Origin of the sequence: Methanoregula sp. (genome assembly GCF_041663825.1) — an archaeon.
Taxonomy (GTDB): domain Archaea; phylum Halobacteriota; class Methanomicrobia; order Methanomicrobiales; family Methanospirillaceae; genus Methanoregula.
Genome location: NZ_JBAYLY010000011.1, coordinates 27,035 through 49,954 on the forward strand (window position 1 = coordinate 27,035; position 22,920 = coordinate 49,954).

Annotated in this window: 21 protein-coding genes and 1 tRNA gene; 11 read left to right on the forward strand and 11 right to left on the reverse strand. The window is 57.7% G+C overall.

Annotated features, from left to right (window positions below):
• Positions 1–9: 9 nt before the first annotated feature.
• Both WCX19_RS06875 and WCX19_RS06880 read right to left on the reverse strand, forming a co-directional pair.
• Positions 10–663 (reverse strand): TfuA-related McrA-glycine thioamidation protein, encoded by a 654-nt coding sequence (locus WCX19_RS06875; protein WP_373006492.1) that lies wholly within the window; start codon positions 661–663, stop codon positions 10–12.
• A complete protein-coding gene (locus WCX19_RS06880) occupies positions 626–1,837 on the reverse strand; it encodes a YcaO-related McrA-glycine thioamidation protein (protein ID WP_373006494.1) in 1,212 nt (403 codons plus the stop codon). Before WCX19_RS06880 ends, WCX19_RS06875 begins: the two co-directional genes overlap by 38 nt.
• A gap of 137 nt (positions 1,838–1,974) precedes the next feature.
• Here WCX19_RS06880 and WCX19_RS06885 point away from each other — a divergent pair, with 137 nt between their 5' ends.
• Entirely contained in the window at positions 1,975–2,316 is a 342-nt protein-coding gene (locus WCX19_RS06885; protein WP_373006496.1) for a DUF3147 family protein, read from the forward strand.
• A 239-nt stretch (positions 2,317–2,555) separates the two neighbouring features.
• Here WCX19_RS06885 and WCX19_RS06890 read toward each other — a convergent pair whose 3' ends face one another.
• The 4 genes from WCX19_RS06890 to cysK all read right to left on the reverse strand — a co-directional run bounded on the left by WCX19_RS06890 (position 2,556) and on the right by cysK (position 9,225).
• Positions 2,556–5,501 carry a kelch repeat-containing protein gene (locus WCX19_RS06890; RefSeq protein WP_373006498.1) on the reverse strand — a complete coding sequence of 982 codons (2,946 nt, stop codon included), beginning with the start codon at positions 5,499–5,501 and terminating at the stop codon, positions 2,556–2,558.
• A 568-nt stretch (positions 5,502–6,069) separates the two neighbouring features.
• Complete coding sequence (locus WCX19_RS06895; RefSeq protein WP_373006500.1) at positions 6,070–7,266, reverse strand: pyridoxal phosphate-dependent aminotransferase; 1,197 nt, start codon at positions 7,264–7,266, stop codon at positions 6,070–6,072.
• A gap of 50 nt (positions 7,267–7,316) precedes the next feature.
• A complete protein-coding gene (gene cysE, locus WCX19_RS06900; protein ID WP_373006502.1) occupies positions 7,317–8,282 on the reverse strand; it encodes a serine O-acetyltransferase in 966 nt (321 codons plus the stop codon).
• Between the two features lie 13 nt (positions 8,283–8,295).
• A complete protein-coding gene (cysK, locus tag WCX19_RS06905; RefSeq protein WP_373006504.1) occupies positions 8,296–9,225 on the reverse strand; it encodes a cysteine synthase A in 930 nt (309 codons plus the stop codon).
• 1,029 nt (positions 9,226–10,254) lie between these two features.
• Between cysK and WCX19_RS06910 the strand changes: the two genes are divergently transcribed.
• Both WCX19_RS06910 and WCX19_RS06915 read left to right on the forward strand, forming a co-directional pair.
• Entirely contained in the window at positions 10,255–11,439 is a 1,185-nt protein-coding gene (locus tag WCX19_RS06910) for a cysteine desulfurase (protein ID WP_373006506.1), read from the forward strand.
• Between the two features lie 25 nt (positions 11,440–11,464).
• Positions 11,465–12,535 carry a ThiF family adenylyltransferase gene (locus tag WCX19_RS06915; RefSeq protein WP_373006508.1) on the forward strand — a complete coding sequence of 357 codons (1,071 nt, stop codon included), beginning with the start codon at positions 11,465–11,467 and terminating at the stop codon, positions 12,533–12,535.
• Between the two features lie 76 nt (positions 12,536–12,611).
• Here WCX19_RS06915 and WCX19_RS06920 read toward each other — a convergent pair whose 3' ends face one another.
• The 3 genes from WCX19_RS06920 to WCX19_RS06930 all read right to left on the reverse strand — a co-directional run bounded on the left by WCX19_RS06920 (position 12,612) and on the right by WCX19_RS06930 (position 14,121).
• Positions 12,612–12,908 (reverse strand): hypothetical protein, encoded by a 297-nt coding sequence (locus tag WCX19_RS06920; RefSeq protein WP_373006510.1) that lies wholly within the window; start codon positions 12,906–12,908, stop codon positions 12,612–12,614.
• Positions 12,883–13,521: a hypothetical protein gene (locus tag WCX19_RS06925; RefSeq protein ID WP_373006512.1), complete on the reverse strand. Its 639-nt coding sequence runs from the start codon at positions 13,519–13,521 to the stop codon at positions 12,883–12,885. Before WCX19_RS06925 ends, WCX19_RS06920 begins: the two co-directional genes overlap by 26 nt.
• A gap of 363 nt (positions 13,522–13,884) precedes the next feature.
• Positions 13,885–14,121, reverse strand: a complete 237-nt coding sequence (locus WCX19_RS06930) for an Lrp/AsnC ligand binding domain-containing protein (protein WP_373006514.1) — start codon at positions 14,119–14,121, stop codon at positions 13,885–13,887.
• 480 nt (positions 14,122–14,601) lie between these two features.
• On the opposite strand from WCX19_RS06930, the gene WCX19_RS06935 reads away from it, so the two are divergent.
• From WCX19_RS06935 to WCX19_RS06965, 7 genes are all read left to right on the forward strand, one after another.
• The gene (locus WCX19_RS06935; RefSeq protein ID WP_373006516.1) at positions 14,602–14,958 is read left to right on the forward strand and encodes a hypothetical protein; all 357 of its coding nucleotides are present in this window, start codon (positions 14,602–14,604) and stop codon (positions 14,956–14,958) included.
• Positions 14,955–15,179 carry a hypothetical protein gene (locus WCX19_RS06940; RefSeq protein WP_373006518.1) on the forward strand — a complete coding sequence of 75 codons (225 nt, stop codon included), beginning with the start codon at positions 14,955–14,957 and terminating at the stop codon, positions 15,177–15,179. Before WCX19_RS06935 ends, WCX19_RS06940 begins: the two co-directional genes overlap by 4 nt.
• 435 nt (positions 15,180–15,614) lie before the next feature.
• Complete coding sequence (locus WCX19_RS06945) at positions 15,615–16,595, forward strand: PLP-dependent cysteine synthase family protein (RefSeq protein ID WP_373006520.1); 981 nt, start codon at positions 15,615–15,617, stop codon at positions 16,593–16,595.
• 1 nt (position 16,596) lies between these two features.
• Positions 16,597–17,706, forward strand: coding sequence for a PLP-dependent aspartate aminotransferase family protein (locus tag WCX19_RS06950; protein WP_373006522.1), 1,110 nt, complete (start codon positions 16,597–16,599; stop codon positions 17,704–17,706).
• A gap of 223 nt (positions 17,707–17,929) precedes the next feature.
• Positions 17,930–18,002: transfer RNA gene (locus WCX19_RS06955), tRNA-Cys, on the forward strand.
• 22 nt (positions 18,003–18,024) lie between these two features.
• The gene (cysS, locus tag WCX19_RS06960) at positions 18,025–19,284 is read left to right on the forward strand and encodes a cysteine--tRNA ligase (RefSeq protein WP_373006524.1); all 1,260 of its coding nucleotides are present in this window, start codon (positions 18,025–18,027) and stop codon (positions 19,282–19,284) included.
• Positions 19,285–19,491: 207 nt separating this feature from the next.
• Positions 19,492–20,703, forward strand: a complete 1,212-nt coding sequence (locus WCX19_RS06965) for a PLP-dependent aspartate aminotransferase family protein (RefSeq protein ID WP_373006526.1) — start codon at positions 19,492–19,494, stop codon at positions 20,701–20,703.
• A gap of 186 nt (positions 20,704–20,889) precedes the next feature.
• On the opposite strand, the gene WCX19_RS06970 is transcribed toward WCX19_RS06965, so the two are convergent.
• Positions 20,890–21,087: a winged helix-turn-helix domain-containing protein gene (locus tag WCX19_RS06970; RefSeq protein ID WP_373006528.1), complete on the reverse strand. Its 198-nt coding sequence runs from the start codon at positions 21,085–21,087 to the stop codon at positions 20,890–20,892.
• 375 nt (positions 21,088–21,462) lie between these two features.
• Here WCX19_RS06970 and tsaA point away from each other — a divergent pair, with 375 nt between their 5' ends.
• Positions 21,463–21,906 carry a tRNA (N6-threonylcarbamoyladenosine(37)-N6)-methyltransferase TrmO gene (gene tsaA / locus WCX19_RS06975; RefSeq protein WP_373006530.1) on the forward strand — a complete coding sequence of 148 codons (444 nt, stop codon included), beginning with the start codon at positions 21,463–21,465 and terminating at the stop codon, positions 21,904–21,906.
• 103 nt (positions 21,907–22,009) lie between these two features.
• Here the strand turns inward: tsaA and WCX19_RS06980 are convergent, their stop codons facing one another.
• Positions 22,010–22,525, reverse strand: coding sequence for a hypothetical protein (locus WCX19_RS06980; RefSeq protein ID WP_373006532.1), 516 nt, complete (start codon positions 22,523–22,525; stop codon positions 22,010–22,012).
• Positions 22,526–22,920: the final 395 nt, after the last annotated feature.

The window sequence follows — 22,920 nt, forward strand, 5'->3', positions numbered from 1 at the left end:
ATAGTATTTTTACGCGCCTTTTATCGTGAGTTCACGGATATACTCCAGCGCCACAACCGCATCCTCCCTCTTCTGGTCGGCAGGGGTGGTTGCGGCAAAGGCAAGGAACCGCTCTTTTGTCGACGGGGAAATGGCATTACCCGCGACGGCTACGATCTTCGGGTAGGTGCGCTGCGGGTAGAAGACCGCATGGGCGGCAGCGAGCAGTGCTCTGTGCGCCGCCGGGGTGATGATCTCGGCTGCCTCGGCTTTTTTGAGCGTGCAGCGGATGTTGATGAGCGGCTCGGAGAGTGAGTAACCCGAGACCGGGTCAAAGACCAGCGCTACCTCGTCATCTGAGACGAGAGTGCCATCCTTGTACATCCGGTAGATCTTCCCGATGCCGATCATCCCCAGAGTGTCCATTTCGGCGGCCCGGAGCGCTCCCATGCTGGATGCACCGACCATTTTTACGCCTTTTTTGACTGCGGTGAGGATCTCCCGGTGGGCGACGGCACAGTCCTGGTGGAAGACACCGTCAATCAGGGCAATGACATCCGCACCATCCGCGACTGCGGCAAGGATATCTCCCCGTTTTGCCGGCGGCCGGTACTCTGCGGTGAGGATCTTCTCTGCTGATGCGAGATCAAGGCTTGGCCCGAGAAAGACGATGATTTTTGGCATGTTTTACCCTGTCCCCCCGCCGCTCCGGGTCCATCGCGTAAACTTCGAGGCCCGGGACAATCACTCTTACCACCGGCACCCCGATCTCCTCCCGGGTCAGGTCGATGACTATCACCCGGGAAAGGCCCTGTTTTTTCAGAGCGTCGATGGCAAACTGGATATCTTTTGCGAAATCGTCGCTGTCAAACGACCGGAGCGTAGGGTAGTCCACGGTGCCATTGTCCTTGAACCAGTACCCGTTGATCCGTTTTGCCCGTTCGTAGCCCATCTTTTTCCGGAGATCTGCGATCGTCGTGTCTTCGCGTGCGCCGTGGATCTGGGTGAGCCGGCTCTGCGCCACCTCGGTGAGCGCCCGCATCGCGGCGATTCTGGCGCTCGTATGGGTGCCGATCCCGATGGTCAGAAGTGACGGGTCTTTTAAAAGTACGTCGTCTGCTACTGCTGCCATCGTGGGGATACCGATGTCACTTGTGATGTCCCGCAGGATCACCTCGACCTGTGCGTCGGCAAACTTCTTCTGCATGCCGGCAAGCATCGGGTCATCGATCCCGGCCACCGCCGGGCCGGTATCCCTTGTCGCCTCGACAAGCGACCATGCGTCCCGTTCGATGACCTCGCAGAGCGCGTGAAAGATCGCCTCTTCTTTCGTGTTCCCCGAGGCAAGACCGTTTGTCGAGGTGCGGAAGATCTGCCGGAAGTTCCGCGGGAGCGGGTGGAAGACTGCCTGCGCCGGCACGAGCACCCGTTCATCGTTTGCGATGTCCCAGCCCTCGACCCAGGGGAGCACGTGCCCGGTTTCAGTTTCGGCAGGGAGGATGAGGTCTTTTGGGTTGACGACCGGTTCCCGCCCGTCGAGCATCTCGAAGGTGTCGAGCTGAACCTTCCGGTCGTGGATCTCCGAAGAATACCGCTCGATCCCCTCCATGATCCCGGAGATCCGCGATTCCTCGACGGTTGCCCCCTTGCCGTTGTAGACCGTGATCGCGCCGTCGTCCGCAGTCGGGCGGATGCAGGAGAAGACGGGGATGCCGATCCGGTCGAGATCGGTGATGTCAGCGACCCGGGTGATGCCGGCGGCCGGGACTTTGGGTTCGATGCGGGCGAGGGTCTCTGCGAGCGGGACTGCCCGCTGGGTTTCATACAGGTAGGTTTTCTTGCAGGAAGCGATCTGCATGGGGGTCACCGGAGTGCCGTGTTTTGGGACGGATCTCTCTCTTGTGAAACTTCACCCTGTTCGCGTTTATACATGTCCATCTGACGGTGACAAAAAAACCCTTTGGCTATATCTCTCCAGCCGGGTAAAGGTGGACTATGGACTATCTATATCTTGCCTTAAAATTCCTCATCGGAGGGGGCATCATTGTCGGGGTAACCCTCCTTGCCGAGCATGTCGACCCGAAGTACGGTGGCATCCTTGTGGCGGCCCCGATCATCACCACGCTTGCCATTATTTTTGTGTATTCCGAAGCCGGGCAGTCCGTTGCCCGGCAGCTTGCAATAGGGGCGTTCTGGTTTGCGATCCCGACCCTGCTCTTCCTGCTCGTGCTCTACGTCCTGATGGGCCGCTATCCCCTTATTCCCAGCTTCGGAGGGGCGGGTTTGGTCTGGCTTGCAGTTGTTGTCGCGATGAACCGGGTGATTGTACCTGTGTGAGGACTTCCCGGGAGGATTGCTGCACGCCGGTATAGCAGGAACTCCTGCTCATGCTGATAGAGGTGGGGCTGGGTGGGAAGTCCCGACGTGTAGATTGCCTTATGCGACCATTTTTTTTATCCCGGATCGCAAAAACTCCCCGATGTGGACAACCAAAACCGCCGCTGGTGACGGGGAAAGCTTTTTTCAGAAATAAATGCAAGGCACCGTGCGATACGTCTGGCCGGACCAAAAAAAGGTTAATCGTATTTCCGGAACAGCGCCGGGTTCTGCCGTCGTATCCACCATCGCCGGACAAGGAAAATTCCGCCGGCAACGGCAACAATCCCCGCGATTCCTGCAATTACCAGAACCGGGAGGCCGGTAAACGTTCCCGGCGATGACAGGACCGCAGTCGTTGCAGTTGTCGCCGGCACCGTGGTGACGGTATGCTGGACAGGGGTTGCCGGTACCGTGCCCGTTGTCACGACCTGACCCCGGGGTGTACCCGCACGGGACGATGCCGGGATCTCCGTTGTATTCGCGGTTGTTCCCGAAGTCTGAACCACAACGGCGAAGTACGAGAAATCCGGTGTTGTGGCTTCATAATGATACGTATCCCCGCCCCGGCTGACCTGCGTCGTCGGCAACAAAACCCACCGGTTGTCATGGTTCCGCATCAGGGTCACTAGAGCCGGATCTAGATTATGGCTGGCAAGCCATTCGCCGTTCACGGCAAACGAGATGACCCCCTCGGTTACCGTATTCTGGTTGATGCCCACCGGTTCGATCGCGAAATACCCGATAACCGTCTGTCCCGGCGGGGAACCTCCGCTGCTGACGGGCATGCCGGTCACTTCCACCGTCCCCGGGCTCTCTGAAAAGGTGATCTGTACCCGGTCTAATGCAACCGGCGCGGTCACACCGGGCACCTGGTTAAATGTAAAGATCGTCGGTTGTCCTGCGACAACACCGGAAACGGTTGTTGCTGTCGACCCGCCGACACCGGAACTCCCGCTGCTGTCACTCCCTGACTGTCCCGGCATCGTGACCGTGATGTACCCGTTCTTCCGGAGACTGCTGTGCCCGCCGGCATTGGATACCTGCAATGTTACCGGGTAGGTACCCGCGGCCGAATAGGTATGTGACGGGTTCTCTTCTGAAGATCCTGCGGGCTGGAGCCGCCATGTGTCGCCCAAGAGGGTGTCATAATCGTCGTACCCCCGCATAAGAACGATGCTGCCGTCCGGCAGCACGACGCTGCTGTGGAAGGATCGTGCCGCCCACCCGGAATCAGCGTTCACGAGTTTCCAGGTAACACCCTTATCCGTAGACCGCCACATGTCATTTAATTTGGACCAGGTATCTCCCCAGCCGCCCAGAAGAATAATGCTGTCGTCGGGCATTGCGACCGCCGAATGGCCGTCCCGTGCCGTCCACCCGGAACCCGGGTTCACAAGCGTCCAGGTAGCGCCCTTATCCGTAGACTGCCACGTGTCGTTCCTGTCGTTATCACCGTCCCACCCACCCATAAGGACAATGGTGTCGTCAGAAAGAACGACCGACGCCTGGCTCTCCCGGGCCGCCCACCCTGAACTTGCGTTCATGAGCGTCCAGGTAGCGCCCTTATCCGTAGACCGCCACGTGTCGTTTAAGTCGGTGACGTTGTTCCACCCGCCAAAAAGGACAATACTGCCGTCGGACAGCACGACGCTGTTGTGGTTCTCCCGGGCCGGCCATCCGGAACTTGCGTTCATGAGCGCCCATGTGGCTCCCTTGTCGGTCGACCGCCACGTGTCGTTCAGATGTTTTTTGCTGCTCCCCCACCCGCCCAAAAGAACAATACTGTCGTCCGGCAGCACGACGCTGTTGTGGTTCTCCCGGGCCGCCCACCCTGAACTTGCGTTCATGAGCGCCCACGTGGCTCCCTTGTCGGTCGACCGCCACGTATCTCTCAATAAGGCGCCGTTAGACCCCCCCGTGAGGACGATGCTGCCGTCGAACAGCGCGACTGCCGCCTGGTATTCCCGTGCCTGCCCCACGGAACCCGTGTTCACGAGCGTCCATGTGGCGCCCTTATCCATCGATCTCCACGTGTCGCTCAGTCTCTTGGATGACTCGTTCCATCCTCCCATGAGGACGATACTGTCGTCAGACAGCGCTACGCTGCTGTGATAGTCTCTTTTGGGCCATCCGGAACCTGCATTCATGAGCGTCCATGTGGTGCCCTCATCCGTCGATCTCCACGTATCGCCCAGGGTTTTGGTCTTGTTGTTATACCCGCCCATGAGGACGATACTGCCATCGGACAGCGCTACGCTGCTGTGAGCCGATCTTTGGGACCATCCGGAACTCGCGTTCATGAGTGTCCACGTAACTCCCTTATCGGTCGACCGCCACGTATCGTTCAACCGGGCCCAGGTGTCACCCCAGCCTCCCATGAGGACAATGCTGTCATCGGGCATTGCAACCGCCGTATGGCAGTCCCGTGCCGTCCACCCGGAACTTGCGTTCACGAGTGACCACGTGGCGCCCTTATCCGTTGACTGCCACGTATCGTTTAAGTCACTGCCATCGTCCCACCCTCCCATGAGAACAATGGTGTCGTCAGAGAGTACGACCGATGCATGGCTCTCCCGGGCCATCCACCCGGAACTTGCGTTCATGAGTGTCCACGTAACTCCCTTATCGGTCGACCGCCACGTATCGTTGAATTCGACATCCCCCCAGCCGCCAAAAAGGACAATACTGCCATCGGACAACGCTACGCTGTTGTGATTCTCCCGTGCCAGCCATCCGGAACGCGGGTTCACCCGTGTCCACGTACTTCCCTTATCGGCCGACTGCCAGGTATCGTTGAATTCTGTGTCGGCGGGAGGGTAGCCGGAACCGCCCGTGAGAACGATGGTATCGTCCGGCAGCGCGACCGCCGACTGGGTTTCCCGGGCCGGCAATCCCGAACTTGCGTTCACCCGTACCCAGGACTGCGCATAGGTCTCATCGCCGAAAAACCATGCCCATCCCGTTGGACCGCCGGTCGATTCGTCCGCGAAGGTTACGGTCAAGGGGGATGTACCAGAGGTCGGCGTGCCGTTGAACACTGCGAGCGGGGCAGTTGCAGCGCAGGCGGTACCGGCAAGCAACAGGAGCGTGGCAGTAACCATGCATACCGTAATTATGGAATTCTTTTTCGTGGGACCCGGCATTGATAGATAAACCTCCTGAAACCTATTTGGGTATTCCGATTTTATCGTCATTAACGGGAAACCATCGGTCCTCGTTAGGATCTCTCTGTTTTCGTGTTCGGGAGGGTGCTGGTGTCCCTGGCCGGGCAGCCAGCCCGGCTACCCCATCCATTTCCCGGATCATGCCACCCCCCTTTCTTTTGGATCAGGGGGGTCCGACCATTTTTTTGCGTGAATGAGTGGTGGGGGGGAGGGGGGTGACCTCAGATCCGCGTGGATCAAAGGTCGCCCCGACCAATGATCATGATCGGTCGGTCCGGCCTCCGATCGAGTACGGTCGGGGCGACCCCCCGTTCCCGTCTGAGCATTCAGTGGAAATGGAGATTGCGGCACTGGAAAAAGAGAGATCGCCCCGACCGATTTTGAAAATGATCGGTCCGACCAGTTTTTCTGCTGAGTGGGAGGTAGGGGGAGGGGGGTGACCGATTTTTTGGAGGTCGGGGTGGGTGAGTGGGGAGGTTCCCATGTCGGTCCTCTTTTTGGGAAACTATCCGGGTTGGAAAGCAGTGATACGGGTAATCGCTCCCGCTCATTCAAGTTGTTCCAGCCTTCGGCACGCCTCGCGGAGCGTCGCGTCTTTTTTGGAGAACGTGAACCGTAGTTTTGTCTCCCCTCCCTCGTGGTAGAACGAACTGCCCGGGACTGCCGCCACGCCCACGGTTTCAATGAGGTGCCGGGCAAATGCCACATCGGTCATCCCGAACTCCGAAATATCCGTGAAGATGTAATACGCACCCTGGGGGAGCCGGCAGTCAAAGCCTGCCTTAACCAGACCCTTGTACAGGATCTTCCGCCGGCGGTCATAGTCCCGGGCAAGAGCCCGGTAATAGGACTCAGGCAGGGAAAGGGCGGCAACAGCCGCGTGCTGGAGCGGGGCCGGGGCACCGACCGTGAGGAAATCATGGATTTTGCGGATGCGTCCCGATAAACCTGCACCTGCAAGGGCATAGCCCACCCGCCAGCCGGTGACGGAATAGGTCTTCGAGAGGCTGCCAATGGTGACCGTGCGGTCCTCCATGCCGGAGAGCGACCCGATGGAGATGTGCTGGTGCCCGTCGTAGAGAATGTGCTCGTAGATCTCGTCCGTGATCGCGATCACGTCATGCTCGATACAGAGGTCGGCGATGAACCGGAGTTCATCGTTGGAAAACACCTTGCCGGTCGGGTTGTTCGGCGAGTTGATGATGATGGCCCGGGTCTTTTTCGTGAACGCGGCCTTCCACGCCTCCTCGTCGATAGACTCCCCGTCGCCGAGAGGGACATAGCGCGGGACGGCACCGGAAATGACGGCATCGGGCCCGTAGTTCTCGTAGAATGGTTCGGGCACGATCACTTCGTCTCCCGGGGTGATCAGGGCAAGCATCGAGGCCATCATCGCCTCGGTCGACCCGCAGGTGACCGTAATGTCGGTATCGGGGTCGAGCACGATCCCGTTGTAGGTCTCGACCTTATAGGCGATGGCCGCACGGAGATCCTGCGCCCCCCACGTGATCGCGTACTGGTTGAAATCCTCGTTGAGTGCGGCGCAGGCCGCCGCTTTTAGTTTCGGCGGGCAGGGAAAATCGGGAAAGCCCTGCGCGAGGTTGATCGCGTTATGGGCGAGCGCAAGCCGGGTCATCTCCCGGATCACGGATTCGGTAAAGGCATCGGCACGTGAGGGGTGGGGTGTGTGGACGGGTGTCGGGTGTATGGGAGAGTGTGCGATGCCGGGCCGGGTCTGCTTCATGGGGATTAGTTGGCTTTTATAAAAAAATAAGGTACCGTTATGGCCAGCGTTCAGACTGATTTTGGATTCCCGTGCTCTTGTGAGAACTGCTTCCAGTTCCACGGTTCGTCCAGCACATTGACGGTCACCTGCTCGATGCCGCAGACCCCGAGGGCCTTGCGCTTCACCTGCTCTGACAGGTGGTCGGCGAGAGGGCAGGCTTTACAGGTAAGGACCATGTCGATCTCCACGCCGGTGCCCTTCACCCGGACTTCTTTAATCAGCCCGAGATCGACGATATCGAGGCCCACCTCAGGATCGATCACTTCCCGTAGTGCATCGCGGATCTGGTTCTCGCAGACAATCTCCTGCCGGGCGGCAGCAGGGACCGGGCCCGGCTGTGCCTGCTCCATGGCGCGGAGCCTCTCTTCGAACTGGTCCTGCCGCTCCAGCAGCCGGCTTGCCACCCGGAGCACCGGATCGGGCATGATCTCTCCCGGGATCTCGGTTTCCATGCCCTGGTCCAGCCCCGCGATCCTGGCCGGAACCCCGACCACGGTCGCACCGGGGGGGACAGACCGGACCACAACCGACCCGGCCCCGACCTTTGCACCCTTCCCGACCCGGATGGGGCCAAGGACAATGGCGCCGGACCCGAGGATGACGCCGTCCTCCACGGTCGGGTGACGCTTGACATTTTCGAGCGCCGTGCCGCCCAGCACCACGCCCATGTAGATCAGGACATCGTCGCCGACCTCGGCAGTCTCACCAATAACGATCCCCATGCCGTGGTCGATGACCACCCGCCGGCCGATCACGGCCCCGGGATGGATCTCGATGCCGGTGAGGAACCTGCCGATATGGGAGACCAGCCGGGCCCAGAAGTTGAATTTGTGTACCCAGAGCCAGTGTGCCCTGCGGTGGAACCAGAGTGCGTGGAGCCCGGGGTAACAGAAGATGACCTCGAGGGTGGAGCGGGCGGCGGGGTCTTTTGAAAAGATTGCCCGTATATCTTCCCTGAGGTGGTCGAAAACCATGGTCCCCGCCCCGTTATGCTTCGAAGAGTTCCGTGCTCAGGTACCGTTCCCCGGTATCCGGCAGGAGGACGACGATCGTCTTACCCGCGTACTCCTTGCGTGCCGCCACCTGGAGTGCGGCCCAGGTCGCTGCCCCGCCCGAGATGCCAATCAGGATGCCTTCCTCTTTTGCCATGCGCCGTGCAATGGCAATGGCATCCTCGTAGGTCACACGGATTACCTCATCGAGAAGATCGCGCCTGAGAACATCGGGGATGAAACCGGGCGCCAGTCCCTGGAGTTTGTGCGGCCCGGGCTGCCCGCCGGACAGCACCGGTGAGGCATCGGGTTCGACCGCGATGACCTTAAACGATGGCCTGAGGGGTTTTATCAACTCTGCGATCCCCGTAATGGTGCCGCCCGTACCCACACCTGCGACGATAGCATCGACATTTCCGTCAGTGTCCCGCCAGATCTCCTCTGCGGTGGTCTTCTTATGAATGGCAGGGTTCGACGGGTTCCGGAACTGCTGGGGGATATAGAAATACTGAGGGTTCTCCGCAAGGAGCGCTTCGGCTTTTCCCACCGCGCCCTTCATCCCCTCTTTTCCCGGGGTAAGAACCAGGTCGGCCCCGAACGCCTTGAGGAGTTTTCTCCGCTCGATGCTCATCGTCTCCGGCATGACAAGCGTGATCTTGTACCCCCGGGCCGCTGCTACCATCGCAAGCCCTATCCCGGTGTTCCCGCTGGTGGGTTCGAGGATAATAGTATCCGGATGGATAAGCCCGGCTTCTTCTGCCGCATCGATCATCGCCACCGCGATCCGGTCCTTAACGCTCCCCATAGGGTTGAAGGACTCAACCTTGGCAAGCACCGTTGCGCCGGTCTTCGGGGCGACACGGTTCAGCCGCACGAGCGGGGTGTTGCCGATGGTTGCAAGGATAGTATCGTAAATCTTCGTCATAGTCTGCCTCTCCACGTCCTGATATGCTTCCACACGACCGGGCAGGATCCCGGTACTTCACAATTGTTAATTGTTTGGAGATTATATACCTTGGTTTTCTACTTCTCCAAGTTTTTGCACATTTAACCTTAGTATGATACCCTTATTCTTATGGAAGATAAGAATATGGCGGCAAAACCTGACGCAAAATCAGGGTATATTACCCTGCCTGCCCCATACTTCGTGTTCACAATCGAGTGAACAGGAAGAATTCCATGAACACACACCACGCGAATATCGCTGGACCAACAGCCGGACCGGACGCACCCGGTACCGCTGCCCGAGCCTCTCCTGGCATCCTGCCGGGAAGGCCGGTGGTATGGTCGGGCGGTATCCGGAGCTCCGGGCAGTATTGTAGGCCTATGGGGCTGACAAACCGAGACCCGCCTGTGACAGCAATCAGCCCAACCCGCAAAATGATGGCTGTCCCTGGTATGTGTCCGTGAAAATCCCCTTAAGTTCACGTCCTCGTACAAAAACCCGGCAGTGCAATTTCGGGTTCATCTCACCCGTTATGGCAGACACACCTGCCGGATCAATAAGCCTCATGTAACATGCACCACACACCTCCGTTATAATGCCGGGGAGCCGCCAGCTCTCCCGGGTATAACACTTTTTTTCCGGATCGATTTTTAAAAAACACCGCAGTTCCTCCTCTGAACCGAACAAAAAAGACGGGGCCTGTTTTGTGGAGATCCGTAGCTTTGCAGCAAAACATTAACAATTGTGAACCTACATACTCTTCTACCAGTACAGCATCAGGGCAACAAGCCTCCATGAAGGGTGACGGGATCGCCCGGAACGCAGAATCCCGACGATTGCCTGAATCTCCCTGATGGAATAAAAGGAACAGCCGGTTCATTCTATGACTGCAATACCTGAAACGGGAATACCTGAAGATAACCTGCGTATCTCCGGAAAGGGATACACGATCCTCATGAAACGACTCCCCGTCGTGATTCACGGTGAGGATCGCGCTCGCGGGGTTCCATGATTCCCGGGGATATACGGGCGGATTTCCCGCTCCTTTCAAGCGTCTGTTACCTTGACAGTGCAGCGACAAGTCTCTCGCCGGAGCCGGTCCTTGAGGCGATGCTTGAGTACGAGCATACCTGCCGGGCAAATTCCGGCCGGGGTGTCCACCGGCTCGCCCAGCAGGCCTCGCAGAAGTACCGGGATGCCCACCAGAAGGTCAAAAAATTTATCCATGCCGACGAAGGGGATCTGGTCTTTACCCGGAACTCCACCGAGGCTATCAACATGGTGGCATCAGGACTTCCGTGGCAGAACGGCGACCGGGTCGTTACCACTCTCCTTGAGCACCACAGCAATCTCCTTCCCTGGATGCGCCTCCGCAACCGGCAGGGAATCGATCTCCGGCTGCTCACCCCGGCTCAGGACGGCACGCTCGATCCAGCTGACCTTGAAGCAGTCATCACGAAGAAGACCCGGCTCGTGGCCATCACCCAGGCCTCCAACGTGCTCGGTAACGTCGTGCCCGTAGCAGAGTTTGCGAAAATCTGCCACGATTACAGGGCGCTTCTCCTTGTCGACGGGTCCCAGTCCGTTCCCCATATCCCGGTGGATGTCGGGCAGCTGGGCTGCGACTTTCTCTGTTTCTCCGGACACAAGATGCTCGGCCCCACCGGCACCGGGGTCCTTTACATGAAGGAACCCTGCCTGGAACCCCTGATTCTTGGCGGAGGAATCGTTGATCGGGTTACGGCTGCGGGATATACCCTTGCGGAAGGGTACGAACGGTACGAGGCAGGAACCCCGAATATTGCAGGAGCCATCGGCCTCGGCCGTGCCATCGAATATCTGGAAGCCCTTGGCATGGAGGAGATCCAGCGCCACGAGCAGCAGATCACCCGGCGCATTATCGACGGTCTTTCCGGTATCGGGAACGTGCAGGTCGTCGGCCCCGGTTCGGAGGGAACCCGGATCGGGGTTATCTCGTTTGTCATTAAGGGACTCAACCCCCATGATGTGGCCATCATGCTTGACGGGGAGGCAGACATTATGGTGCGGTCAGGCCACCACTGCTGCATGCCCCTTATGGATCTCCTGAACCTTCCGGACGGGACCGTCCGGGCGAGCCTGCACTGCTACAATACGATCGAAGATGCGGACCGGCTCGTGGATACCGTCAGGACCATTGCCGGGGACTTTTAAAACGCGGGACACAGGAGATGACCGGATGATACCTCCGAAAGAAAACGATACCGGGGCACTGACAGCGTCCCCCGGGATAGCCCGGGATCGCTACTGCCGCCAGAGCATCCTCCCAGAAATTGGGCTGGAAGGGCAGCGCAGGCTCGGCGAGAGCCGGGCTGTTATCGTCGGTCTTGGGGCCATGGGGAGTTCTGTGGCAAATACGCTCGTGCGGGCAGGGGTCGGGCATGTCGTCTTAATCGACCGCGACCTGGTGGAACTGCACAACCTGCAGCGCCAGATTCTGTACAGCGAAGAAGACGTGGACCGCCCGAAAGCCGTCGCTGCGGCAGAGATCCTGCACACAATCAATTCTTCCGTTGAAGTCGAGGCACGGACAAACGACCTGAATGTTCTGAATGCCGAAAAACTCCTTACCGGCGCGGACATAATACTGGACGGCACCGACAACCTCCAGACCCGGTTTCTCATAAACGACGTCTGCGTCAAATACCGGATCCCCTGGGTCTATGCCGGGGCGGTCGGGACCGGTGGCATGGTAATGCCCATCGTGCCGGGCCGGACCCCCTGTTTCCGGTGCCTCGTACCGTCGCTTCCCGGGCCCGGCCTGTTGCAGACCTGCGATATCGCAGGTGTCCTCAACACGATTCCCACCATCATTGCCTCCCTCGAGTGCACCCTTGCATTCCAGATCCTCACCGGCCGGTTCGAATCCGGGGAGGGAACTGCGTACCTGGTCCATGTTGATGCATGGCGCCAGACGTTCGACCGGATGGAGGTCGGGCGCCGGGCCGATTGCCCGTGCTGCGGGAAAGGGCAGCTGGATTTCCTTAATGCGGTATCCCCGGAGATGGTCACCTCTCTCTGCGGGAGGGATGCGATCCAGATCACCCCTGCGACCGCGATGGAAATATCTCTTGAAGAACTGGAGAGCCGGCTCTCCCGGCTCGGCGAGGTGCGGTCCACCCGGTACATGCTTACTTTCAAATCGGGCACAGAAGAGATCTCAATATTCCGGGACGGGCGGGCGATTATCAAGGGCACAAAGGACGAAGCCGCAGCCCGTTCGCTCTATGCGCGGTATATCGGGTTGTAGGTCGACACCGCTTGAGTGATCTGCGGGCATTTGGTCACGGGTAGGTTTTTTTCTCCCCTATCCTCTGCGCCGGGGTTTATCCCCGGGAATCACGGTGTTTCCGTATCGCAGGCGTCCCTTCCAGCCATCCGGCGATCCGCCCGGCCTGCTCGGCAGCAACCTCCTGTGAATCCGTCTTGAGGATGAGCCGCCCGTCCTTATGGATCGAGACCTCGCACCGGTCGTTGACGATCAAAAGGATACCGGCGTTCGTGACAATGGTGCAGACATCTTTTAAGATCTCCTCAGACCGGTCGAGGTCAAGGCTGAACCGTTCCCGGGGGATTGCCTCGAACGCGGCCGACGTTTTACAGGGCTTCAGGACTGAATACATACATCCCTTCCAGCGATTTTTCGACGAGCGCGTCGATATCGATCTTCTGTTCTTCACAAAAGATGTCATCGGCCCGGGCTGCTGTCGAAGGTTTCTTGGGTACGATCGTGCAGCAGAGGCCCGGGAGCGTAGAGATCTCATAGGTACCGATCTTCCGGGCGATCTCAATGATCTCGACCTTGTCAAGACCGATGAGCGGGCGGATGATGGGCACCTTTGCGGCCTGGTTCTCGACCAGGATGTTCTGGAGGGTCTGGCTTGCCACCTGTCCGAGTGACTCCCCGGTCAGGATCCCGTCGGCGCCCTCTTTTTCCACGATCCGTTCCGCGATCCTGTACATCATCCTCCGGCAGAAGAGGCAGTGCAGGTGACGCTGGCAGTTCCGGGCAAAGGCGATGTGGTTGGGCCCGTGGGGGACGACGTAGGTCTTGATCGGGCTCCCGGTCAGGTTCCGGAGATGGAGGACGAGGTCCATCGCCTTGTTGAGGTTTTTATCGTCCGTGAACGGGCGGTTGTCCATATGGACTGCGACGACCTCCACACCGCGCTGGATCATGAGGTACGTTGCCACCGGTGAGTCAATCCCGCCTGAGATAAGTGATACAAGTTTCACTTTAGGTTCCCCCGGTCAAACACTATATTCACAATTGTGAATTGCAGTATTATGTCATTATTGTCGACAGATATAGTTTCTGCATATGCCTGTGTACTCCGGGAGGGGCAGCCCGGCAGGAATCTTCAGGAACTTATCCCGGAGCAAGCGGCGGGAAACGTACCTGGCACCGGTATGGTAGTACAGATTCATACTGCATGTAAAAGACTGGCAAAAAAAGGTGACACGTGCTTTTTTGGCCTTTATCCCTATCGTTCCATGATCCGGGATAAAGCCGTATATTTATAGAGCCCTGGTCTCCCGTGGTGCTCAAGTCTGGAGATCAGGGCGTTTTTAGTGTTCCCTCTACGATTGTCCGGACGTTCAGGCCCATTCAAACGCAAAGTCTGTGGTCGTCTTTTTAATCCCCTTGACCTTCCTTACCTCCGGCAGGATTTTTGTAACGATCTCTTCATAGTTCTTGCCTTCGACCGATGCCAGGAGATCATGTGCTCCTGTTACAAAGTCTGCACTTTTTACGCCGGTGATCTTCTTTAATGAAGTTTTTGCTTCATTCTCTTTTCCCGTTTCGATATCAATTTTCAGATATGCCTTTGCCATTATCAGGTCAACTCCTTGGTGTTTCTTATGTCGTGCCAGAGACTGGTTCACGACAGACGATTTTGATGAGTTCCCAACGAACTTTCCCTTCTCCTGCCATTTTTAAGACTGGACAAGTGGATATGCCCGATTATTTCCTTTGGGTGTCTTTTCAAAATCCTCATCACTTGTATCGGACAGCCTGATATTTATCGGTGGAGAAATCCGCAAAAATGGCCCTGACACACAAAAGAACCTGATTAATGCGGCGGAAGGGACCGGATTATTACAGAAATGATAAGTGCAGGCAAAAAGTCGCTTTTGTACCTATACTCATGAGGTACTGCGAGCCCGTGATTGCCCTTGTCGGCGGGAATACCGGATATTACCAGTTCCACTTTCCTGAAAAACAGTGATTTTTATTACCTCTGGTAATTATAAAGTATGTTTTTTGCCCATAAATTATGCTTTATATGCATATGAGTTGACTTTATACTAACCATGCAGACCACCATAGACCGCGAGAACCGCCGGGAATACCGGGAGAAGATTCTCGCCAACCTGTCCACTATCGTCACCGAGATTGACGAGCTTGACAGGGTAGCGGCTGCTGCGAGGAACCACCTGCACCTGCACGATCGGTTCTTCTTCCAGCATGCAGCAAACCTGCAAGAGGACGCATCGTATGGCACCAAAGAAGACCTGGCAGAACTGTATCTCGATACCTGCCAGATGATCAGCCGGCTCGAACGGGCCCGTGCCCACATGAACGCTGTCTGCTCCCTCGTGCACTTCTATGACTACTCATCAAATCCAGTCTTTTCGGAGTATGCAGTAAAGGAGGCAGAACAGTTATGACCCTCGGGACAAACGGGTTCGGGTTTTTCCGGGACTCTGCCCGGTTCAGGCAGAACGTCCTGTACTGGCACTTCCTTCCCTCATGCACGGAGCTCGGGTTCCAGTGCCCGGGAAAATCCGTTCCCGAATCCCTGGAATCCTTCTCTGAAGGCATCCAGGTCCAGAACCAGATCGCCTTTGCATCGGCTGCGGCGCAGGTTGCCAAAGGCCGGTCCCGGTAATTTTTTTTAATCCAATCCAATCATCCCGAGAGAATCTGCGGAGTGCCCCGAAGGGGGATCTGCCTCCGATAAAAAAGTGCGGGCAGATTTTACCGCTACCTGAACGGTTTTATGGGATAACAGGTAACGTTGTCACGCACAAGTATCATACGATAAACCATCGACACACAGCATTCAGGAGAAAACCAAAAATGGACACGATGACACAGACCACGGAAATGCGGCGTATGCGGCAGTCTGGTATGTTCCATCAGGTACCAAAACAGGTTTTTCCCTCTTTTGAAAGTATTTTTTTCCCGTGTCGCTGTTGATACGATAATTCTGCTGCCGGCATTTTAAGGCGCAGGTCTGTTCTGACCGCGACGCCCTGACATCAGTCCGGCATTCCATCGTACCGCCCGATAAAAATCTGACATGAAAAGGAGATGATCGCTCATGCGATTCTATGAAAATATCATCGATACCATCGGCAGCACCCCCCTTGTCCGGCTGCACCGCGTGCTCCAGCCCGGAACACAACCGCTTGTCCTTGCAAAGGCGGAGAGTTTCAACCCCGGGGGAAGCGCTAAGGACCGGATCGCAAAGGCGATGCTCCTTGCTGCCGAAAAAGAGGGTCAGATCAAGGCGGGAGGGACCGTGGTCGAACCCACGTCGGGTAACACCGGTGTAGGCCTTGCGATCTTTGCGGCATCACGGGGGTATAAGACCGTCTTTACGATGCCGGAAAAGATGAGTAAGGACAAAGAGTTCCTCCTGAAAGCCTACGGGGCAACGGTGATCAGGACACCGACGAACGTTCCGCCCGAAGACGAGCGGAGTTATTACAAGGTGGCAGAAAAAGTCGCCCGCGAGACGCCGGGGGCCTTTGTCCCCAACCAGTTCGCAAACCCGAACAACCCTGCCGCCCACTTTGCCTCGACCGGCCCGGAGATCTGGAAGGACACCGACGGCGAGATCACGCACTTTGTCGCCGGCATCGGAACCGGAGGGACGATCTCCGGCACCGCACGGTACCTCAAGGCAAAGAACCCGGACATCAAAATTATCGGGGTCGACCCCGAGGGCTCGATCTACCACCACGTGTTCTACGGGACTACTCCCGAGAGCTACCCGTACAAGGTCGAGGGGACCGGGGAGGACTTTATCCCGCCGACCGTTGATCTCAAGGTCGTTGACGATATCATTGTCGTCAACGACGCTGATGCGTTCCGGATGACCCGGCGGCTCGCCCGGGAAGAGGGCATCCTTGTCGGCGGGACGGCAGGGGCTTCGGTCTTTGCCGCCGCACAGGTGGCAAAAGACCTCAAGAAAGATGACCTGCTCGTGGTGCTGCTGCCGGACACCGGCCGTAATTACCTCACCACGATCTTCAACGACGAATGGATGAAGGCAAACGGTTTTGCGGACGTGATCTGAGATGAAGTTTGAGACCGCCGCAGTACATGCCGGGGAGGAGCCGGTCCTCTCGGAAGGCGGGTCCGGGGATGTCGTGATCCCTATCCACCTTGCCTCAACATTTGCTCGCAGGGACGTGGCAAAACCAACCGGGGGCTACGAGTACTCCCGGAGCGGGAACCCGACACGCGATGCGCTTGAGACGAAGCTCGCGGCCATCGAGGGCGCGAAATTCGGGCTTGCCTTCTCGTCCGGGCTTGCTGCGGAGACGACCGTGGCGCTCACGCTCCTCAAAAAGGACGATCATGTTGTCGCGTTCGACGACCTCTACGGTGGCACGAGACGACTCTTCAACCACGTGTTCCAGGAGAACTTCGGCATAAAATTCTCCTACGTGGACGCACGGGAGACAGAGAACGTCGCATCCGCCCTGCGCAGGAACACCCGGTTTGTCTGGCTGGAGACCCCGACAAACCCCCTGATCCGGCTCTGCGACATCCGGGGGATTGCGAAAGTTGCCCACGAAAAGGGAATACCGGTCATCGTCGACAACACGTTTGCGAGCCCGTACTTCCAGCACCCGCTTGCGCTCGGCGCCGATATCGTCGTCCACAGCACGACCAAGTACATCAACGGACATTCCGATTCCGTGGGCGGGGCGGTCATGCTCTCCGACGAGGCCCTGCACCAGAGGATCCGGTACAACCAGAACGCCGCAGGAGCGATCCTCTCGCCGTTCGACAGTTTCCTTGTTGCCCGGGGCATCAAGACGCTCGCCCTCCGCATGGAGCGGCACCAGAAAAATGCCCTTACTCTCGCCAAGTACCTTGAAGGGCATGAGAAAGTCAGCGCTGTCCATTACCCGGGGCTCCGGTCCCATCCCCAGTACGCGCTTGCAAAAAAGCAGATGGACGGGTTCTCCGGCATGATCTCGTTTGAGATCAAGGGCGGGAAACCGGCGGCACTGAAGTTTCTCCGTGCCCTCCGGCTGTTTTCCCTTGCCGAGAGCCTCGGGGGGGTCGAATCGCTCATCGAGCACCCGGCGACGATGACCCATGCCTCCGTCCCGAAAAAGGAGCGGGAGAAGGTGGGCGTGAAAGACTCGCTTATCCGGGTCTCGGCAGGTATCTAGAACACCGAAGATCTCATCGCGGATCTCGGGCAGGCATTTGATGCCATATGAGGGGGAGAACAACCATGAGAGCCACCGTTCAAAAAGAAACCCACCCCAACATTAAAGGAGACAGACGATGAGGAGGTAAACGGGGATGAGAGATCATACACCGTGAATGCCGGGGTGCCCGGCAGCATCGCGGGACCAGAACAGTGATCCAAAAAACACTAAAAAGATAAGGGCCGGTGTGGCAGAGCGGCAAATGCCTTCGCCTGCAGAGCGAATGTCTGGGGGTTCGACTCCCTCCGCCGGCGTCAAAGAACGAGGATCACTGCCATGAAACTGTACAGCACATTATCACGAACCGTTGAACCGCTGGTGACGCTTCACCCTGACCGGGTCGCGCTCTTTGTCTGCGGCCCGACGGTATACGATTATTCTCACCTGGGGCATGCCCGGACCTATGTCGTCTTTGACGTCCTCGCAAAGTACCTTCGGTGGACCGGAAAAGAGGTGTTCTATCTCCAGAACATCACCGACGTCGACGACAAGATCATCAACCGCGCTAAAGAAGAGGGTGTCTCCCAGAGTTCCCTTGCCCGAAAGTTCGAGACCGAATACCTCCGGGACATGAAGTCCCTCGGGATCGATGCGGTCAGTTACTATGCCCGGGCCACCACCCACATCCCCGAGATCATCGGCCAGGTACAACGGCTGGTCGACCGGGGCTCGGCCTACGTCACGGAAACCGGGGTCTACTTCAACCTCGACACGTTCGACCATAACGGGGAACTCTCCGGCCAGGAACGGGCAAAACGGGTCAGCCGGGTCACCGATGCGACCAAGCACAACCCGCTGGACTTTGCGCTCTGGAAACTGGGCGAGTTCGGGGAGTATACCTGGGACTCGCCGTGGGGCCGGGGCCGGCCCGGGTGGCACATCGAAGACACGGCGATCTCCGAGAAATATTTCGGCCAGCAGTACGACATGCACGGCGGCGGTCTCGACCTGATCTTCCCGCACCACGAGGCAGAGATCGCGCAGATGGAGTCGCTCGAAGGGAAGCACCCGATGGTCAGGTACTGGCTGCATACGGGGTTCCTGACTGTGAAAGGCGAGAAGATGTCAAAGTCGCTCGGGAACTTTATCACGATCCGGGATGCGTTAAAAACGTGGAACCGGGACGTCCTGCGCTACTGTATTCTCCTCTCCCACTACCGGTCCCCGCTCCAGGCGACCGATGAAGGATTTGCCAACGCGGCAAAAGGGCTCGACCATATCCGGGCGATTGCCACGAAGGATAAGGGGCCTGACGCGGAGGGACGAAAGGCGTTTGCCGATGCGATGGAAGCCGATCTCAATACGCCCATGGCCATTGCCGCCATCCAGAAACTTGCGGGAAGCGGCGACCTTGAGGCGCTCCGGGAGTACGGGGAGATCCTCGGTATCAATTTCCTGCGCGAGACGAGCGCACCGTTGAGTGTCCTGCAGGATATACGGGCAGAGCTGCGGGCGAAGAAGCAGTTCGAGGTAGCCGACCTGATCCGCGAGCGAATGGCGGCGGCCGGGGTCCCGGTCACGGACAAGCCGTTGTGAGGGTACTCTCCTGTCAAGGCTGGGGAAGCCTGAAAGAGGGTACGTCCGTTTCCCTAACGGTGCATCCTGCGACTCCCTGGAGACGTTCCGGATGCGGCAAGAATTGCCCCGTGCCCCAGGAATATCCCCGTATATCTCCAATCTCACCGGAAAACCGATTAAATCCCGTCGTCCCGGTTCCCGGCCCGGCGGGACCGGTGCGATACCATGACAGAAAACCACCAGCCCGTGCGGGGGATCCGCACTACCGCCATCCATGCCGGGGAGTCCCCGGACCCGGTCACCGGCGCCGCGGCTCCATCGATCGTCATGTCGACTGCCTTTGTCGCCGATGCCGGTACCTCGTTTTCGGCAGAGGACTTCGGGGATGCGACCCCGTATCTCTATACCCGGTGGAAGAACCCCACGGTCGACCAGCTGGAACACAAGCTTGCCGCACTCGAAGGATCGGAAGCTGCCATCGCGTTCGGGAGCGGGATGGCCGCCGTCACGGCACTCTTCCTCTACACCTTAAAAGCCGGCGACCATCTTGTCATCAGCGATGTCTCCTATGCGGCAACGGCCGAGATGACAAACGAACTCATCCCCCGGCTCGGTATCGCGGTGACCAAAGTCGATATGTCGGACCCGCAGAATGTGGCGGACGCGATCCGGCCTAACACAAAACTCGTCTACGCCGAGTCGCCCTCAAACCCGATCCTCCGTCTCACCGATATTGAAGCGGTGAGTCAGATTGCCCACGACCACGAGGCCCGGTTTGCCGTGGATGCCACTTTTTCCTCCCCCATCGGAAGCCATCCGATCCGGCTCGGTGCTGACTTCGTAATCCACTCCCTCACCAAGTATATCTGCGGCCACGGGGACGCGATCGGCGGGGCCATCCTTGGAACGGCACAGGACATGGCACGGATAAAAAAAGACGTCGCCATCCGGACCGGCGGGATCTTAAGCCCGTTCAACGCGTGGCTCATCCAGCGGGGCGCAACAACCCTCCCGCTCCGGATGAAAGCCCACGAGGAGGGCGCCCTAGCCGTCGCCCGGTTCCTCGAATCGCACCCGAAGGTGATCCGGGTCATCTATCCCGGGCTTCCCTCGCACCCCCAGCACGAACTCGCACGGAGGCAGCTGACCAACTTCTCCGGCATGGTGACCTTCCAGGTCAGGGACGGCGCCCGTGCGGCAAAGATCATCGCCGACCGGCTCTCGGTCATCCTCTATGCCGTTTCGCTCGGCCACCAGCGGAGCCTTGTATTTTACCTCCCGACATCGGAGATGCTCCGGACCTCCTTTAGGATGACCCCGGCACAGGAGCAGTCCTACCGGGCCTTTGCCGGCGACGGGATCTTCCGGCTCTCGGTCGGCCTTGAGGATCCTGAGGATCTTATCGCCGACCTTGCCTATGCCCTCGAATGCATATGAAGAAGCCCACCCTTTTTTCCACCCTGACCGGAGACATGTACTACTCACTGGGTCACGGATGGGTCGGAATGACCATTAAAAATTCGTTATTGGAATATTAAACGCGGAAAAAAAGGGAGGCCCATGGGAGGCTTTACCACAGAACCTATCTGGATAGGAACGTGCCGGTTGTATGCATAGGACGCATCATGCAGCGACCACCTCTTCCTGCGGCTTTGTGTTGTTCAGGCCGTACAGGCTTTGCCTGGCATCGATGAAGTAGTAGTGTTCGATCAAGAACTTCTCTGCCTTGAGCCTGTTTAATGCATACCGGACAGTCCGGGATGGCAGCGAGGTCTCGCGGATGAGATCCTTCTGCGTCAGTTGTCCGCTTGTTTCCAGCACTTTATACACCAGTTTTGCTGACGGGGGCAGGTGCCCGAGCCGAGCAAACGGTTTGTCAGATTCGTTTGTGTTTACAACAAAGACGATCCCTCATAGTGGAATCACCATAACTAAGTGAGAAATCACAATTGTTAAGTCTTTCGCTTCACCTCCCCCCTTGAGCAGGCATCGCCCACAGGTAAAATACTGGCAAATTTTGACACAATGGTCATTTAAGACAAATATTGCCTGTATTTTCCTGTCGGGCAACTCTTCTTTTAATATGCACAGTAATCATACAAGTATGTGCCGCGCATTCTCACCGCGCATTTTTGCTGCATGTACAAAAGCTGCCGAAGACACCGGTTTTTTACGTGCGTACACCGATACTTATCTATGCCTACTGCGCCCGACCAGGACACGGCCTTCACCTACACATCAATTGGTACGATCCATTCTCCGTTTTCCGATGTCACCGATATGCCCATTCAGCCTGTGGGAGCCCGGGGTGTTCGGGGGAGCGTCGATATCAGGAGCGATCTTGTGGGGGGCCTGGCGGATCTTGGCGGGTTCTCGCATATCATCCTCTTATACGCCCTGCACCGGTCCACGGGGTACAGCCTGACGATCACCCCCTTCCTTGATCCCGTTCCCCGTGGCATCTTTGCGACCCGGTCGGCGAAACGCCCGAACGCGATCGGCCTCTCGGTCGTCCGGCTCGTGGGTGTCGAGGGTAACGTGATAACGATAGAAGATGTGGACATCCTTGACGGCACGCCGCTCCTGGATATCAAACCCTATGTGCCGGCGTTCGATGCGCATGCCGATGCCCGGCACTGAATGGTAAGGGCAGTTTTTTTTGAACCGCACAAGGATGTGCGATCCGGAGTGTTCGCTCACCTGTACCCTAAAAATGTTGAGGTACCTGCCGACAGGGGACTGTTTATTGCAGTGCCGGCACCGTTTTTGCCCATGCATCGACCCGCTTTTTTACCGCATCATCTTGGTAGGAAGAGATCGTGATCCGGTCGCGTGAGACACTGAATAACCAGAGCGTATCGTCTGGTTCATGGCACTGGAGGGTCACGGCGAAGAGGTCGGCGTCGGGAGTGTGTTTTGCCTTCCCCCGGTGTGCCATCGCGTTTGCGGTGTTTGAGACGACCGCGGCAATCCCGTCCTCGTACCCTTCGAGGGTGTCGTAGATCTCCGAGCCCGACCCGGTCTGGAGGCGGCCGGTACCGATGTACACGAATTTCGCGGTGTACATTTCCCGGATTTTCTCGACCGGCGGATGGTTTTTCCTGTCGGTCATATAGGACGTGCACCCGAACGGGTTGTTCATGATGACTAACTGGACGAGCGCAGTAAACGCCCTGATGTCAGGAAAGGGCGTGGGAAGGTAAAGGACGGCACTTCTTTTCTCTGTCTTTTGTCTGAATATGGCCATGGTGATCAGCACGGGAATTTTTCACGGGGCAGCGGGGCTTATTTTGTTCTCTGCCGCCTTTCGCGATAACAGATAAACGGGTGGTTGTATTACATAGTTTCCGGTCATTTTTACCGGGCAGCCCGGGCACCCGGTTCATCCCTTAAAACCGCATCTTTTTTAGGGCAAAATGAGGGGGGGTCATGCATAATTTAGTGTGACCCCCCTCTTTTTGAGGATTGGATCCGGTCATTTTTTTAAAATTCATGATCCTGTTTTCCGGCCGGTTCAAAAAACTGTACTGCGCGGATATTTACGGTGAAAACTGGGAACAGGTTGTGCTGAAATTATGTGCACGGGATCGCGGGGTTTTCATGGCCCGGGCCGGTGTTTCAAACAGGGTACGACCCCCCCACCATATTTTGGGA